Raw genomic sequence first — 17117 nt, forward strand, 5'->3', positions numbered from 1 at the left:
AAGGGGAGTCACGGTAAGGGGCGGCAGGGGGAAATGTGGTAGTCATGATTTTTACTGTTTGTTCATGAGGCGGTTTTCTGGGGCATAAGCATTCTGTCATCCATCATTGCATCGGCTGGAAATCACGGGTGTCAGGTTGTGTTACTGACAGGGGCCGTGTGCGTTTGCCGACCAGAATGCCGAGTGGTTGCGCATGCTCCGTACTGGTTTGTATTGGCGGTTGAGGCCGTGTGCGTTTACCAACCAAAATGCCGATTGGCTGTGCGCGAGCCGTGTCAGTCTGTACCGCAGGCTGTGGCAGGTTACGCATGCCAACCCGTATTCCGACAGGGCGTGCGTGAGTCGCATCTGTTTTGACTGCTGATTGTGGCAGGCTGCGTTGACCGACACGTAACCCAACCGAAGGGGCATGTATGGCATCAAAAGGAGTGGCAAGTTGAGGCAGGGAGGCTTTGCCGACACGAATGCCAACGGCAGGCGCAAAGCCTGTTCGGGCACGGGCAATATCCATGGAAACCAGGACATTTTCGGTGACCTTGCTCAGGGGGGGCGATTCTATGGAGAGGATTGCACTGCCCAGCGTATGAGGTGTAAGTGTAAAGGTAGCCTGGGTTTCACCTGGATGAATGGTAAGGGTTGAAGGCTCAACGCTGACCACATGGGGAGCGGATGACTTAAGTGACAGGTTATATGGCGTGGGAGCGGGTTTGCTCAGTGACAGGGTGAGGGGGTGTGCCTGCCCATCAGGTGCATACTCAATCGGGCGTGGAACGATAGTGATTACCGGCAGTGCAGCCTTGGTGACGTTGAGCATCAGAATATTTGACAGGATGAAATCACCGGGTTTGCCAACTGAAGGGGTACGCACCTGCATCGACAGCGAACCCGCTGCCGGCTGGTTGGGTAGCGTAGTCTGCAGTGTGGTTGTGCTGATATAGGTAGCAGGCAAGACCTGCCCCTCCATCAGCAGTTCGGACTGAGAGGTGAAGTGACGCCCGATGACCGTCAGTGGCACGCTTCCCGCGTTGGCTTCAATGGTACTGGGTTGTAATGATTCCAGTGCAAGCAGAGCAGGACCCACGGTCAGTGCGTCAGGAAGCGTGACGTTGCCAGCATCGAGTTGCAGTTGAAGTGTTGCCGGGCCTGATGAGGCCGTGGGAGCAACGGTCAATTGAAACGCTGCAGAATGGGCCGAAGCGCCGGGCAGTGGCAGCAGCGTCAGGCCAGGACGGTCAAAGGTGGCTGAGTCAATGCCTTGTAACTGTTGTCCTGTCACGGTCAGTGTCACGGTTTCTCCCTGTTCAACCGTATTGGGAATCACGGAAAACAAGGCTGGACTCTGACCGACGGACACGTCCCCGGCGGTAATGACATACGGCAGTCCTTCGAGTGTCCAATTGACATCGGTAACAATATCCCCGGAGGGGACAGCAATGCCATTTACCGTGTTGTGGCTCGCGACGTTACCGATCCCACTGGGCGAGGCTTTTAGATCAATGGTGATCGCTGCGCCCTGGTGATGACGCAAAGTAAGATAGTTAAATACCGGGCTGGAGCCATAAACAGCTAAACCGTGACCATGTTCAAACACGACATGGTCAAGATGGGTGGCAACCGTTCCGGCAGAGAATATCCACTGATCCCAATCGCCTGGTGCAGGGGAAAGTCCCTGACGCACCTTGTCTGAAATGACCCGCACAGGGTATTCCTGTGTGCCACGGATCTTCACGCTTCCCGATATGACGTTAAGTCGGGCATTTCCCCCCATATACAGCGTCACTCCTGCCTCAATTTCCAACTGTGCGCCATTCTGGAGAAGGAGTTCCCCCTCAACCAGATAGGGGCTCTTATCCCTGCTGAGAGAGGTATTTTCAGTCAGACTGCCCTGCAGGACAGTCTGCGCCATGGCAGCAGAAACCGCGACGAGCCAGAGCAGTATCCCCGGCAGAAAACAGCGCAAGACGAAATGCTGGGTTATAAACCGGGTGCAAGCCATATAAAAAGAGGAGTGATTTTACTTAAACCAAAATCCATATAAGGAATGGGGCTGTGTTCTTTTATACAGAGAAATAGTGGTACTGATAATTAAGCTGACGCTATGGCGTTCAGAGCAGGCGGGTTAGCAGGAATATCAGCGTATTGGTGAAAAGAATATGCAATTATTGATTTCTCTATGTCCTGCTGACCTGATTAAAAACCAAACATACTATCAAGTCAACGAAATCGGATTTCTCCTTAAAATAAATCTCTTTGGATACGGCGAATTATGACAATAAGGTAAGCGCCCTAGTGAAACAGGGCAGAGAGTGAAAAACCTGGTGTTGGTACAAAAACGGAAGCATTTTACTGACACTGTTTGAGTTGTCTTTTGATATTTCTCAGGTTACTGGATGACATTATTTTATCTGTCATAGCAATACTAAGCAATGCTTAGTGTGAGCGCAAGCCATAAACATGAAAATTTACCAATGGCGTATTTTCCCCTTGGTAAACAGGCATCATGCTTCCAGAGCGGCTAAAAGCGGCACGATTGGCTGCCGGAATTTCACAACAACAGCTTGGTATCCTGGCGGGTATTGACGAGGCGACGGCCAGTGCGCGTATGAATCAGTACGAACGCGGTGTGCATCCGCCTGATTTTTCCCTGATGGTGCGTGTTGCGGCGGTACTCAATGTGCCCGCGGCGTACTTCTATGCGGTTGAGGATGATTTGGCGGACGTGATCCTTGACTATCACCGGGGCAAAACGGTTACCCCTCCCCGCAAGAAGGGATAACCTGATGGGGTCAAAAAGCCTGACAAAGAAATGCCCCGTCTGATGCGGGGCTGGGTGAAGAAAAACCTGGTGTTGGTGCTGGTTCACCCTAGCGTAATGTCGTCACCCTGTTAAATTGTTTGTAACGATCAGATTTCCAAGATTGATCGGTAGAAACGATCGATGAATTTTCCGTATCCTGGCACTGGCTTTTGTGGGGTGTTTGCCGGACAGGCCATCAGCCCATTAGGAGCGGGGGTCGCACCGCGTTTGCCTGCCTTGCCGCAATAAAATATCTATTTTAAATATTGTAAACAGCGGTTCGCGTGGATAGTATTTGCTCAAACTTTCATAACAAATAATAAACGTTCTCCAACAAGGACTGTTTGATGCTGTTTCCCCGTTTCGTCTTTCAGGCGCGTCGTTGTCGCGTCTGTATCGCAGCTGTGCCTGTATTTCTGATGATATCCCCTGGCGCATTTGCTGATGAGCAACTGATCCTGCAGCAGCAACGTCAGCGCGCGCTGGAACAGCAGTTGTTGCCCCCCACACCCGATGTGCGTCTGTTGCCCCCGGCTTCCCGCCTGGGCCGTCTGGCTTTCCCGCAGGAAAAGCCCTGTTTCACCATCGAACGGGTAGAACTGAGCGGTCGGGAAGCCCTGCCACGCTGGTTACCGTTACAGCGTATCGCCAATCAGGCGCAGGGCCAGTGTCTCGGTGGCAAGGGCATCAATCTGCTGATGAGCACGATGCAGAACCGCCTGGTGGACCACGGTTATATCACCACCCGCGTACTGGCCCCGCAGCAGGATTTAAAGAGCGGTACGTTGAAGCTGAACATCCTGCCGGGTTTCATCCGTCAGGTGAAACTGACGCCGGATAGCGGGAGCCATGTCACGCTGTTCAATGCCTTCCCACCACGATCCGGTCAATTATTGGACCTGCGCGAAGTCGAGCAAGGCCTGGAGAATCTGCAGCGCCTGCCGACCGTACAGGCCAGTATGGAAATCGTTCCCGCTGAAAAACCCGGCGAAAGCGATATTCAGCTCAAGTGGCAGCAGGCCAAAATCTGGCGGCTGGGGGCGTCGCTGGACGACTCCGGCACCCGCAGTACCGGGCGCTATCAGGGCGGGCTGACCTTATCACTGGATAACCCGTTGTCGCTGAGCGATCTGTTCTATATTTCCGGCAGCCGTGCACTGCAACCGGGTAGCGACAAGAGCAACAAAAACGTGACCGCACACTACTCGGTGCCATTCCGTTACGCGATGCTGTCGGTGACCGCCAGTGACTTTGACTATCACCAGACCGTGGCCGGGCTGAACGGGGATTACCGCTACAGCGGCGACAGCCAGAATCTGACGGTGCAACTGAGCCGCGTCCTGCACCGCAGCGGCACTCAGAAAACCACCTTTACCTACGATATTCTGACACGCGGCTCAAAGAACTATATCAATGACACTGAAATAGAAGTGCAGCGCCGCCGTACCGCTGCCTGGCGCATGGGGCTGCAACACCGTCACTTTATCCAGCAGGCTACACTGGACGCCGGTATCAGCTATCAACGTGGCACCCGCTGGTTCGGCGCACTGCCTGCGCCGGAAGAGTATTACGGTGATGCCACCGCGCTGAGCAAGATTATCCAGCTCTCCAGCCAGTTGAACGTGCCGTTTACCCTGGGCAAGCAGACATTCCGTTACAACCTGAACTACCAGCGCCAGATGAGTAACACCCCATTGACGCCGCAGGATCAGTTTGCCATCGGGGGACGTTTTACGGTGCGGGGCTTTGATGGTGAGCGCACCTTGAACGCCAACGCGGGATGGACCGTGCGCAATGAACTGGCCTGGAGCATGCCAGTACCCAATCAGGAGCTGTATCTGGGGGCAGATTACGGTCACGTCAGCGGTCGTGGCAGCGAAGATCGGGTAGGTACTCACCTCGCCGGTAGCGTGCTCGGCGTGCGGGGTAGCGCCTTCAAAACCCGTTACGACCTCTTTGCTGGCATACCGCTGTCGAAACCGGACGGGTTCAAGACCAGCCCGGTGACGCTGGGTTTCACCCTGAACTGGGATTTTTGAGGACAGCACAATGCTGATAGGTGCATATGACGTGCATGCCCCGTTGATACTGGGGGGCGACCGCAGTGAGGCCGAAGTCCTGGGGGCTTCTGTCTGGCTGTGGATGCATTCGGCCCAGCATCGGGATCTGCCGCTGCATGCGCTGCCCACGGTGCTGCTGCCGATTATCAAGCATCAGCACTACCTGCTGGTCAGTCGGGGGACGCAGCCGCTCTTTTTCATGAGCTGGATGTGGCTGAACGCGGAGGCAGAAGCGCGTTATCTCACGCAACCGGCCATCCTGGTGCAGGAGGCCGACTGGGCTTGCGGTTACCGACTGTGGATACGCGACTGGATCGCGCCGTTTGGTGAGGTTCGGGCAATGCGCCGTCTGGTGGGCGAAACACTGTTTCCTGACCGCTGTTTCCGTGCGCTTTACCACCGTGGTGCTGAAAAAGGCCAGCGGGTGATGAATTTCAAGGGTGAGCAAATCGGTCACGCGCGGGCTCGCGCCTGGCGTGCGGCTCATCCTTTATCGGTTTCGCTTCCTGAATTCCCGACCTGAAGGGTGAATGTCAAACGTGATACCCAAACAGGCGTTACACAAAAAGTAAGAAGGATGACGCAATGAAAGCATTATGGATGACCTCTGCACTGGTCGCGGCTCTGGGATTGAGTACGCTGGCACAGGCGGATCAGCACACGGTTTCTGTGGGGTATGCACAGAGCAAGGTACAGAATCTGCACAACATCAACGGGGTGAATCTCAAGTACCGCTATGAGTGGGATTCCCCGGTCAGCGTGATCGGCTCATTTACCTATATGAGTGGCAAGGATGATTACTCTTATCTGCTTGCCAGAGACATCATTAATAACGAAGCCAAGATCAAATATTACTCACTGTCTGTGGGCCCGGCTTACCGCTTTAATGAGTTTATCAGCGCCTATGGCCTGCTGGGGTTCAATCGCAATAAAGTTGATTACTCCTCCCAGTGGTACAACTACCAGGGCTCTTATGTGCTGGCGGGTAGTCAGTCTGGCAATGAAAACAAGACGTCCCTGATGTATGGCGCGGGTGTGCAGATCAACCCGATTGAGAATGTGGCCGTCGATATCGGTTACGAAGGTTCCAGACTGAATATCGCCGGACAGTCTCACGATATTAATGGTTTCAATATTGCTATCGGCTATCGCTTCTGATGCCAGACATCCCGGTTTCGACCGGGATAGTCCCTGATGACCTGAAGCGATAGGTCACTACGCTGTCGCTTGAGGCCATTGGGGTAGATAAAAAAACTGACTTTTTCACTTTCAGATTTTCTGCAGGGACGTTGTTGTGAACAAGAACTTATATCGCATCGTATTCAATACCGCCCGTGGCATGCTGATGGTCGTGCCCGATATCGCTGGCGCTGGCCGTGCGGCGGCTGCCTTGCCTTCATCTGGCACCGGTCACACCCTCAGCCAGATCATTGGCTCGGTTAAAGGCGTGTGCTTTGCCCTGCTGCTGGCGCTCGGTGCCATCCAGCCGGTGCAGGCCAATATCGTTGCCGATGGCAGTGCGCCGGGCAACCAGCAGCCGACCATTATCAGCAGTGCCAACGGCACCCCGCAGGTCAATATCCAGACCCCGAGTGCTGCCGGGGTATCGCGCAACGTCTACAGCCAGTTCGACGTCGATAACAAGGGCGTGGTGCTCAACAACAGCCACCTCAACACCCAGACCCAGATCGCCGGGATGGTCACTGCCAACCCGTGGCTCGCAAAAGGCGAAGCCAAAGTCATTCTGAACGAAGTCAATGCCCGTGACCCGAGCCAGTTAAACGGCTTTATCGAAGTCGCCGGACAAAAGGCCCAGGTGGTCATTGCTAACCCGGCAGGCATCACCTGCAGTGGCTGTGGCTTCATCAACGCCAACCGTGCCACCCTCACCACCGGCCAGGCACAAATGACCAACGGCCAACTGACCGGCTACAACGTCGAGCGCGGCGAGATTGTGATTCAGGGCAAGGGGCTCGACAGCAGCCTGCAGGATCACACCGACTTGATTGCCCGTTCGGTCAAAATCAATGCCGGGCTGTGGGCCAACGATTTAGCGGTGACTACCGGGCGCAACCAGGTGGATGCCGCGCACCAGTCGGTCAGTGCCAAAGCGGCTGATGGCAGCCCACGACCACAAATCGCTATCGACGTATCCCAACTGGGCGGTATGTACGCCAATAAAATCCGCCTGCTGGGCACCGAAGCCGGGGTGGGCGTGCATAATGCCGGGGCGCTTAATGCCATCGCCGGTGACGTGGTGGTCAATGCGGATGGCACGCTCACCAACAGCGGGGCGATGACTGCTTCTCAGGCGGTCCAGGTGACAACCTCCGGGGATATCACCAACAGCGGCAAGCTGTACGCAGGGGCCGATACCCAGGTACAGAGCCGTGGCGCACTGACCAACAGCGGGATCGTGGCAGCACAGGGTAACACCACCCTCACCGCAGCCAGCATCAACAGCACCACCCAAGGGGTACTCGCCGCAGGCATGGCGAGCGATGGCAAACTCGGCACGAGCGGCAACCTGACGCTCAACAGCCAGGGGCAGCTCACCGCCAACGGCCAGAACTCCGCAGCCGGGCAATTGTCTGCGACGGGTACGGCACTCGATTTCAGCGGCAGCCAGACCTACGGCAACACCATTGACCTTCAGGCCACGGTGGGCGAACTCCGCACCGCCGGGGCCAACGTGGCCGCCACACAAACCTTTTCTGCCCGTACCGGTGGGATGCTCAATAACGACGGCGGTAAACTCAGTGCCGACCAGCTTTCTCTCACCGCCAGTAGTTTGTCTAACCAGCAGGGCACGATACAGCAACTGGGGCAGCAGGATTTAACCCTGTCGCACACGACCCGCATCAACAACCGTGCAGGCACCATTGCCAGCAACAGTAAAAACCTGACGCTCAACACCGCCAGCCTCAATAACGAAACCGGCACGATTATTCATGCCGGTGATGGAGCCTTGTCGATTCAGGCAGGCCAGATGAACGGCGACAAGGGTGCCGTGGTGTCCAACGGCAGTCTGGCGCTCACCGGCACCGCGCTGCACCTCGACAACACCACCACCCAGGCCGGGAACATCACCCTCAACGCGGGAAGCCTGTCGCACCGTGGCGGACAGATGACCCAGACTGGCAACGGCACGCTGAATCTCAATGTCACCGACCTGTTTGATAACCTGGACGGTTCCGTGTTCTCCAACGGCGCGTTGTCGCTCACCGCCGGAACGCTGAACAACCAGCAGGGTGAACTCATTGCGGCCGACAAACACGATTTAACCCTGACCCTCGGCGGCACATTGAACAACCGCGACGGTCTGATTGCCGCCGATGGGCGTTTGAACTCCCTCACGGGGGCAGTGGATAACACCGGTGGGCTGATCCAGGCCGGTTCCGCGCTGAATCTCGACAGTCGTGGCGCGGAAGTGATCAACCGCAACAGCGGCACCCAGGGCGGCATCATCAGTTCCGGCAGCATGAGCCTTTCGACCGGGAACCTCGACAACCGCAGCGGTCAGATTGCCGCCAGCACCCTTGAGGCTAAAACCAGCGATATTAATAATGCTGCAGGTAAAATCCTGGCCGATAACGGCCTGACACTCAGTAGTGGTGCCCTCAACAACCAGGCAGGCACTCTCCAGTCGGGGGCCGCACTGACACTTGACACCCATGGTCAGAACATCAATAACGCGGCGGGGGGCCTGCTTGGGGCGTCAGGCTCTCTGTCGCTTTCCAGTGGTGCGCTCGATAACCGCCAGGGGAAACTCGTCGGGGGTGGTGAAACGCAGTTACACACCGGCAACCTCGATAACCGGGGTGGGCAGTTGGCTTCGCTCAGCACGCTGTCACTCTTCAACACCGGTCTCCTGAACGATGACGGCGGTTTGCTGCAAAGCGCCGCTGATCTGCTGATCGACACCCAGGGCGGAACACTCAGCAACACCTACAGTGGTGACCAGGGTGGCATTACCAGCCAGGGGGATCTGACCCTTAACACCGCAACGCTGGATAACCAGCACGGTGTGTTGATCAGTAACCAGCAACTGACCTTGACCGCTGGGGCGGTTAATAATCAGGAAGGCCAGATTGCGGCATTGGGTTCTATCAAAGCCCTGACGCAGGCACTCAATAATGCCTGGGGCAGTTTGCAGTCCGGGCAGAGTTTACAGTGGAATACTCAGGGGTACGGGCTGGATAACCAGCACGGCACCTTCAGTGCGCAGGGTGACATGTTACTCGCCAGCGCGGACGTCAGTAACCAGTACGGCCTGCTCGCTTCTGGCGGGGCGATGACGCTTAATACGGCTGTCTTCGACAACAGCCTGCAGGGCAACCTCTTTAGCAAGGGTACACTAGACCTGACGGCCAGCCGCCTCAACAACCAGCAGGGCCAGATCCAGGCACTGGGCGATATGGCGCTTAATGCTGCTCAATCGGTGATCGACAACGGGGCCGGGCTGATCCAGGGCGCATTGAACGTGACCCTGAACGCTGCCACCATCCTTAACCAGAACACGCTTGATGCCCAGCGCGGCATCCAGGGTGGCAGTCTGACGCTGAATGCGGTAGATGTCGATAACAGCCAGGGTGCATTGCGTGTCGATGATGCGCTGACGCTCAATTTGAGCGGTCATCTCAACAACAGCGCAGGCTTACTCAGTGCGCAAAACCGCCTCCAGACCCAGGCCCAGCAGATCACCAACAGCGCTGGGTCGATGGAAGCGGGTCAGCAACTCACCTTAAATAGTGGTTCCCTGACCGGCGATGGCTCGCTGCTGTCGCTTGGCGACATGACCCTCAATCTGACGCAGGATTTCTTCAACGTCGGCACGGTGCAGGCAGGCAACAATCTGGTCTTGAGCACTCAGGGTAATTTGACCAACCAGTCACTGATCCAGGCCGGAAACCAGCTTGACCTGACGGCGACCAACCTGTTCAACAGTGTCACGGCAGAAATCAGCGCAGGCACCACGCAACTCACCGCTACGCAGAGCCTGACCAACTACGGCCTGATTGACGGTTTCACTACCCGCCTCAACGGGGCTACCGTCAATAATATCGGCAGTGGCCGTATTTATGGCGATGCGCTCGCTATCCAGGCGGGAACATTGAACAACCTGGCGGAGAACGGCCAGGCGGCGACGATTGCCGCCCGTCAGCGGCTGGATATCGGTGTCGGCACCCTCAACAATTACGACCACGCACTGATTTATAGCGATGGTTTTATGGCGATTGGCGGCGCGCTGGATGGTAACTATCAGGCCATCGGCCAGGGCGGTGTGCTCAACAATCACAGCTCCACGATTGAGTCCGCCGGTGATATGGCGCTCAATATCGGGCAAATCAACAACGTCAACGACCACTTCTCGTTGGAAAACGTGCTGGTTTCTCAGGAGCAGATTTCTGAATACGAAGTGGCGCGGCTGAATAACGGCGTGCGTTATAACGACAAAGACTACACCATTTATATCTACCAGGACGAAGTGAACATCCTGTGTATCGAAGGGGTGATCTGTCACACCACCGACGGCGATCGTTTTACTCATTACGACTACACCCGCACCATTACCGAGGATCGGGTGAAAGAGTCTGACCCAGCGAAAATCATCGCTGGCGGCAATCTCAGTATCAATGCGGGGAGTGTGCTGAACGACAAGAGCCAGATCATTGCCGGTGGCGCACTGGCGCTGCAGGCGGGATCCGTCGATAACGTTGAGGTGGAGGCCAACCGTCAGATTAACGATGTCGGTAAAGCCACCTACTATTCCCGTCATCAGCAGAAGGGCGGTGACTCCTCCAATGTCGATGAAACCGGCTACACACCGCCGACGGTGATCCAGGCCATCACGCTGAAACCGAGCACGCTGGCGGAATATACCCAGGGCCAGGGCAGTGCTCTGGTGATTGATGCGCAGCAAAAAGCGGACATCAATGGCGATATCCAGGGTGCAGCAGGCATTAATGCCGTGCCGATTGCCGGGCCGGGCGCAGGCAACCTGCTGCCGGTGGTGCCGGGGGCCGTTACCCTGCCAGCAGGTAAAACCTTTGAGGTGAGCCTCGGGGACTCCGGCAAGGTGGTGCGCCTGGTGGGGCCAAACACCCAGTTGCCGGACAACAGCTTGTTCCAGGTGCGCCCGGATAGCAGCCCGTATCTGGTGGAAACCGATCCGCGCTTCACCAACCAGAAACAGTGGCTGGGTTCAGATTACATGATGAACGCCTTCACGACTGACCCGAACAACGTGCTCAAACGTCTGGGAGACGGCTACTACGAGCAGCGACTGATCCGCGAGCAGGTGATTGCTCTGAGCGGTAACCGTTATCTCGACGGCTTTACCAACGACGAAGATCAGTTCAAGGCGCTGATGAACAACGGCGTCGAGTTTGGTAAAAAATATAACCTGACCCTGGGTGTGGCGCTCACTGCTGAACAGATGGCACTGCTCAGTGGCGATATCGTCTGGCTGGTCGCCCAAACGGTGACGCTGCCGGACGGCAGCACCCAGCAGGTGCTGGTGCCGCAGGTGTATGCCACCGTCAAGGCGGGTGACTTGGATGGCAGCGGTGCGTTGCTGGCCGGGAAAAATGTCGGCCTGAACCTGAGTAGCGATCTGACCAACAGCGGGCGCATCAACGGCCAGCAGAGTACGCAGATCCTGGCGGAGAACATCAATAACCTGGGCGGACTGATCCAGGGTAATGATGTGGCGTTAAAAGCGCGTACCGATATCAATAACGTGGGCGGGGTGATTGCCGGGCAACAAAGCCTGGTGGCGACCGCCGGGCGGGATATCAACGCCATCACTACCACCCGCAGCGCTGAGAGCGCCGGTGGTGATTTTGCGCGTAACACGCTGGACCGCGTCGCCGGGCTGTATGTTCAGCAACCGGATGGCACCTTGGCGTTGCAGGCCGGGCGCGATGTGAATCTGACGGCGGCGCAGGTGGTGAATAGCGGAGAAGGCGGCAGTACGTCCATTACCGCTGGACGTGACCTGAACCTCAATACTGTCACCACCGGCAGCAAAGACAACCTCAACTGGGGTGATAACTGGCAGCACCACTCCAGCAGTCAGCAGGTCGGCAGTGAAATCGTCGGTGCAGGAAACGTTCAGTTGGGTGCCGGAAATAATGTGAATATTACCGCAGGCAACGTTTCTGCCGGTGACAAGCTCAGTATGGCGGCAGGTAACGATATCAACATTCAGCATGGCATCGACAGCACCACACTGGACCAGCATTACAAGGCGACCGGCAGCAGTGGCATGCTCTCGAAAACCACCACCGAATCACGGGACACGATCAGCCAGCAGACCGTGAGCGGTAGCCAGTTGAGCGGCGACAGCGTGAGCCTGCAAGCCGGACGTGATTTGACTGTCACAGGCAGCAGCGTGGCGGCTACGCAAGATGTGACGCTTTCCGCCGGTAACAATCTTAACCTGCAGGCCGCAACCGAGCAGCGGGATGAAACGCATATGCTGCAGGAGAAGAAAAGCGGCCTCTCTGGCACCGGTGGCATTGGGTTCAGCTACGGCACCAATGACACCAAAACCACCGATGATGGCAAATCTCAGACCAGCGTCGGCAGCACCGTGGGCAGCACCCAGGGGAATGTGACCCTGAATGCAGGTAATAATCTGACGGTTCAGGGTTCTGACGTGCTGGCCGGAAAAGATATCAATCTCACCGGCAAGGAAGTCAATGTCCTCGCCGCAGAAAACCAGAGTACCCAGAGGCATGTGGTGGAGCAGAAGCAAAGCGGTCTGACACTGGCGCTCTCCGGTACGGTAGGCAGCGCGGTGAGTTCAGCGGTATCCAGCGCCAACGATGCCAGCAAGGAAAGCAGCGGTCGTCTTGCGGCGCTGCAGGGGATGAAAGCGGCATTGAGCGGGGTACAGGCCGCTCAGGCTAACGAACTGCACAACGCCGGAGATGAAAAAACCAGCCTGGTGGGGCTGAACCTCTCCTACGGCAGCCAGTCGTCAAAATCCGAGCAGACGACCAACCAGTCGCAGAGCCAGGGCAGTACCCTGACGGCGGGTAATAATCTGAACATCCGCTCGACCGGCACCGATATCAACGTTCAGGGCAGCCAGTTGCAGGCCGGGAAGGACATCAACCTCAATGCGGCGCGGGACGTTAATCTGCTTTCAGCACAGAACACCCAGACGGTGGATGGCAAGAACGAAAGTCACGGCGGATCGGTTGGCGTGGGCGTGAATTTTGGTCAGGGCAAGAATGGCCTGACGTTGAACGCCAGCGTCAACAAGGGCAAAGGCTCTGAAAGCGGCAACATGCTGACTCACACCGAGACCACACTGAATGCCGGTAATAATCTCAATATCACCAGTGGCCGCGACACCACTCTGACCGGCGCACAGGTGAGCGGCGAGAAGGTGACGATGGACGTGGGTCGCAACCTGACCTTAACCAGTGAGCGCGACAGCGACAACTACGACTCGAAGCAGCAGAACGCCAGTGCAGGCGGCAGCGTCGGTGTGGGCACCATCAGTGGTTCGGTCAATCTGAGCCGCGACAAGATGCACTCGACTTATGATGCAGTGCAGGAGCAGACCGGGGTCTTCGCCGGAAAAGGGGGCTTCGACATTACGGTCGGTGAGCACACCCAGCTCAATGGGGCGGTCATTGGATCCACTGCCACGGCAGACAAGAACAAGCTCGATACCGGCACGCTGGGGTTTGGGAATATCGAGAACAAGGCCGAGTACGAGGTTGAGCATCAGAGCGTGGGTATCAGCTCGGGTGGGAATATTGGCGGACAGTTCGCGGGGAATATGGCCAATGGCCTCCTGACCGGGGTGAATGGCAGCGACAGTGCCAGTTCCACCACGAAGTCGGCAGTCTCTGAGGGCACCATCACCATCCGTGACAAAGACAAGCAGACCCAGAATGTCGGAGATCTCAGCCGTGACGTGGAGAACGCCAACCCTGGGCTGGACAAAATATTCGACAAGGAAAGGGAACAAAACCGGCTGAAAGAAGCGCAGCTTATTGGCGAAATTGGCAGCCAAGCGGCTGATATTGCGCGGACGCAGGGGGATATCAACGGGCTGAAAGCGGCGAAAGATAAGTATGGCGATCTGCCCGTGGATAAACTGCGTGAAACACAAGCCTATAAAGATGCCATGAAGCAGTACGGCACCGGTAGCGCACTGCAGCAGGGTATTCAGGCGGCAACAGCAGCGATACAGGGACTGGCCGGTGGTGATATGGCGAAAGCGCTGGCGGGAGCCAGTGCGCCGTATCTGGCGGAGGTCATTCACAAGATGACCACCAGTGCGGATGGCAAGACAGTGAATACCGAAGCCAACCTGATGGCGCACGCCGTTCTGGGTGCGGTAACCGCAGCAGTGAATGGCAACAGTGCGTTAGCGGGAGCCTCCGGCGCGGTCATGGGTGAATTTATCGCCCAGCAGATGTACCCCGGTATCAATCGTGACGATCTGACGGAAGAACAGCGTCAGACCATCAGTGCGCTGGGCACCCTGGCAGCAGGTTTGGCCGGGGGTATTGTGGGTGACAGCACGGCAGATACGGTTGCGGGAGGACAGGCCGGGAAGAACGCGCTTGAGAACAATAACCTTGGTATAGGGTCAGACCTTGGGTTCTGGTTAGGGAAAACACCAGACTGTGATTCGACTTGTAAAGCAAATATTGCTAAAGGTGTTGCTGAAGGGAATCTGATTGTAGCAGGTGGGGTGACTATTGTTGCGGCCTCAGCGGAAGTTGCTGTTCTGGCTAGAGCGGCGCTTGCCGGATGCCAATCTGCGCCGATAATATGTCTGAACGAGGCCGGTATAATGGCAGCGGAATCGGTGGTGCCTGGAGGGGTTGGTGCCGGTGGCGCTATCGGGGTGGGTAAGACTGCGGCGGAAGCAGCGGCGGCCAAGGCTGAAGCCGTGACAGTTAATGCGGCAAAGAATAATCCGTCATGGAAGGCTGGTGAGTATCTTGATGACTTTAAACCCTCCTCTACACCGCTGGAACTGGTGAAGGAACAGGCTGGGAAAGATTCACAAACTGCATATATCAGGATGGATCACATTCTGAACGGGGAAGTGAAAACTCTTAAAGATGGAACAAAAGTTGGTTCTGGTGGGCACTATGTTCGTGATCCGAATATTAAGATAGATAAAGTAACGGGAGCACCAGATTCTAATGGCGTTTCAACAGGTTACATCTCTGTTAGGGATCCGGATACAGGACAATGGGTAAGTAAGAAAGCCCAGACCACATTTTTCCCTGAACAATGGTCAAAACGCCAGACAGCCCAAGAGATCGAAAGTGCGTTTAAAAATTCTGAGAGAATACCTAATACAGAAATGTGGAGCGGGAAATCATCCAGTGGCCTGGAAATTCAAGGCTTTTACGGTAAGCCCGATGGAACAGGCGCAACGGCATGGCCTGTCTATAATGGGGGTAAAAAGTAATGTTAAATGATCAAATTACTTTTTGGTGGAATGAAAAGAGCAGATTATTCGTCCCTATTGGGGGAGAAATTCGCAATACCCTGGATGGAGATGTAGTGGGGTATGGAGCCCGTGAAGTTTCAGGGTGGTTATCTAATGATATTCAATATGGGATCCATTCTGTTGATATCTGGATAAAAAGCCTGACTGATTTAGCTTCTGGAAAAAGCACTGATGGCAATTTCGGCATAGGTAACGCTCATTGGGTGATGGTAACCCAAGGTAAGGTCTTCATTGGGTGTGAATATGTACAAGAGCAGCAGGTGCTTTTAACTATTGAGCAAGCATTGTATGTATTGGAGCAGTATCGTTCATTTTTGGAAGGGTCTTATACGAAAGATTATCCACCGGAACCGATAGATGTAGAATATTTGGCTGAAGGTCATAATGCAGTTACACAGTATGAATCTTTAGAAGGCGCATATTGTTTGCCATATTAGTGAGATAGGAGCAGACACAGAGCCGAAAAACTCTTTTGAGTTGTTTGGTAATGCCGTCGAAAGTGGGAAAAAAAGATACCCCATTGACTCTGATGGTAATGTTCATCAGTTCTCCAGCACTCATGATGGTACATGGCATTGCTCTGGGAGTACTGGAGATAAGTCTGCTGCAAGCTGGTGGAAGGGGTTCAGCAAGCCATGCAACAACTAACATTCGTACAGCAACCCCAACATTGCAGCCCTTACGACTGCCGCCGTTTTATTGTTGGTCTGCAGTTTCACAATTGCATTCTTGACATGAAAATCGACCGTATTTTTTGAAATCTTTAAAATCTGTGAGATATCCTGAGAAGATTTCCCATCCGCTGTCCATTTCAATATCTCAGTTTCACGCCTGCTTAATGGAGAAAGCAATTTAAAGAAGGTTCTGGCATTCAGCGTACGGCGAAAAGACAGATGCGCAACATGGGTGAGCCAGCGCATCTGTGCTTCCTTGTGTTTCAGCTCTTTTGCAGTGAGCTTGTTAGATGAGCGTGACAGACTTAAAATACCGCCGATCCCCAAGGCATCAAAACTTGATTGGGACCACCCAAAGCGTATCCCGAAAGACTGCGCTTCATCCCATAGTTGGGTCGCAGAGGAAAAAGCCTTATCCGACCATATAAATGGTTTTTGTGATTGCATCCCATGCAGTACAACAGGGTCCTTATCCTGATAATTATTATGGACATAATGTTGACGCCACTCGTCAGGATAATTACTCAATATGATGGTCTGAGGTTGCGTATACACAAAAGGTATCTTTATACCATAGGAAAAATATTCAAAACCCAGAGTCTCCATAGCCAATAGCACTGCACTGAAAATCTCTGGTGATGTGTTGGCATGCATGCTTGCAGAAAGCATATCTTCCTGCCATTTTTCCATTTGTAGCGTTCCAGAGTTTTTAGCCCATTAGACATAGGCTATACAGATTTTTTAAAAATCGAACCTGATTTCTGCCAATTTTACAACTACCAACCTTGGTAGGTTACAAAAATATTCAATTGCCCTATCCTGTATGCAAAATTTTGTCATAAAAATAAGACAATCAAATTGTTGGGTAAAAATTTCAGATGGGTAGCAGTGCCGGATTCAATATTTCAGAGAACATCGCATCTTGATCGTGCCAGAACCCTTTTGTGCGACTCAGCTTCGCTATTTTTTTGATATATCGTCCATCAATGTCTTTTCTAAATAGGCTGCCATAACTGCCTCACACCAATGAAAAATCTCTACAAAAGCAGGACGGTTCGGTCTGCTTTTGATTAATTTTGCCTGGATTC

At 54.7% G+C, this 17117-nt stretch carries 8 protein-coding genes; 6 read left to right on the plus strand and 2 right to left on the minus strand.

Features of this window, described 5'->3' with window-relative positions; genetic code table 11:
• Nucleotides 1–103 precede the first annotated feature (103 nt).
• Nucleotides 104–1906, minus strand: a complete 1803-nt coding sequence (locus WG891_RS02330; protein WP_337261482.1) for an IPT/TIG domain-containing protein — start codon at nucleotides 1904–1906, stop codon at nucleotides 104–106.
• A 594-nt stretch (nucleotides 1907–2500) separates the two neighbouring features.
• On the opposite strand from WG891_RS02330, the gene WG891_RS02335 reads away from it, so the two are divergent.
• The 6 genes from WG891_RS02335 to WG891_RS02360 all read left to right on the plus strand — a co-directional run bounded on the left by WG891_RS02335 (nucleotide 2501) and on the right by WG891_RS02360 (nucleotide 15792).
• The gene (locus WG891_RS02335) at nucleotides 2501–2776 is read left to right on the plus strand and encodes a helix-turn-helix domain-containing protein (RefSeq protein ID WP_337261481.1); all 276 of its coding nucleotides are present in this window, start codon (nucleotides 2501–2503) and stop codon (nucleotides 2774–2776) included.
• Between the two features lie 440 nt (nucleotides 2777–3216).
• A complete protein-coding gene (locus WG891_RS02340) occupies nucleotides 3217–4836 on the plus strand; it encodes a ShlB/FhaC/HecB family hemolysin secretion/activation protein (RefSeq protein ID WP_337261596.1) in 1620 nt (539 codons plus the stop codon).
• Between the two features lie 10 nt (nucleotides 4837–4846).
• Nucleotides 4847–5380, plus strand: coding sequence for a toxin-activating lysine-acyltransferase (locus WG891_RS02345; RefSeq protein ID WP_337261480.1), 534 nt, complete (start codon nucleotides 4847–4849; stop codon nucleotides 5378–5380).
• 62 nt (nucleotides 5381–5442) lie between these two features.
• Nucleotides 5443–6015, plus strand: a complete 573-nt coding sequence (locus WG891_RS02350; RefSeq protein WP_337261479.1) for an Ail/Lom family outer membrane beta-barrel protein — start codon at nucleotides 5443–5445, stop codon at nucleotides 6013–6015.
• 136 nt (nucleotides 6016–6151) lie between these two features.
• The gene (locus WG891_RS02355; RefSeq protein ID WP_337261478.1) at nucleotides 6152–15313 is read left to right on the plus strand and encodes a hemagglutinin repeat-containing protein; all 9162 of its coding nucleotides are present in this window, start codon (nucleotides 6152–6154) and stop codon (nucleotides 15311–15313) included.
• A complete protein-coding gene (locus WG891_RS02360) occupies nucleotides 15313–15792 on the plus strand; it encodes a hypothetical protein (protein ID WP_337261477.1) in 480 nt (159 codons plus the stop codon). Before WG891_RS02355 ends, WG891_RS02360 begins: the two co-directional genes overlap by 1 nt.
• A gap of 207 nt (nucleotides 15793–15999) precedes the next feature.
• Here the strand turns inward: WG891_RS02360 and WG891_RS02365 are convergent, their stop codons facing one another.
• Nucleotides 16000–16719, minus strand: a complete 720-nt coding sequence (locus WG891_RS02365) for an autoinducer binding domain-containing protein (RefSeq protein WP_337261476.1) — start codon at nucleotides 16717–16719, stop codon at nucleotides 16000–16002.
• Between the last annotated feature and the right edge of the window lie 398 nt (nucleotides 16720–17117).

It is taken from the genome of Serratia sp. MMO-28, from assembly GCF_037199905.1.
Lineage (GTDB): Bacteria > Pseudomonadota > Gammaproteobacteria > Enterobacterales > Enterobacteriaceae > Chania > Chania oryzae.

Bases quoted from the DNA above. Each gene is read 5' to 3' on its own strand.
- WG891_RS02330 (WP_337261482.1), bottom strand. From the start codon at position 1,906: ATGGCGCAGACTGTCCTGCAGGGCAGTCTGACTGAAAATACCTCTCTC.
- WG891_RS02335 (WP_337261481.1), top strand. From the start codon at position 2,501: ATGCTTCCAGAGCGGCTAAAAGCGGCACGATTGGCTGCCGGAATTTCA.
- WG891_RS02340 (WP_337261596.1), top strand. From the start codon at position 3,217: ATGATATCCCCTGGCGCATTTGCTGATGAGCAACTGATCCTGCAGCAG.
- WG891_RS02345 (WP_337261480.1), top strand. From the start codon at position 4,847: ATGCTGATAGGTGCATATGACGTGCATGCCCCGTTGATACTGGGGGGC.
- WG891_RS02350 (WP_337261479.1), top strand. From the start codon at position 5,443: ATGAAAGCATTATGGATGACCTCTGCACTGGTCGCGGCTCTGGGATTG.
- WG891_RS02360 (WP_337261477.1), top strand. From the start codon at position 15,313: ATGTTAAATGATCAAATTACTTTTTGGTGGAATGAAAAGAGCAGATTA.
- WG891_RS02365 (WP_337261476.1), bottom strand. From the start codon at position 16,719: ATGGAAAAATGGCAGGAAGATATGCTTTCTGCAAGCATGCATGCCAAC.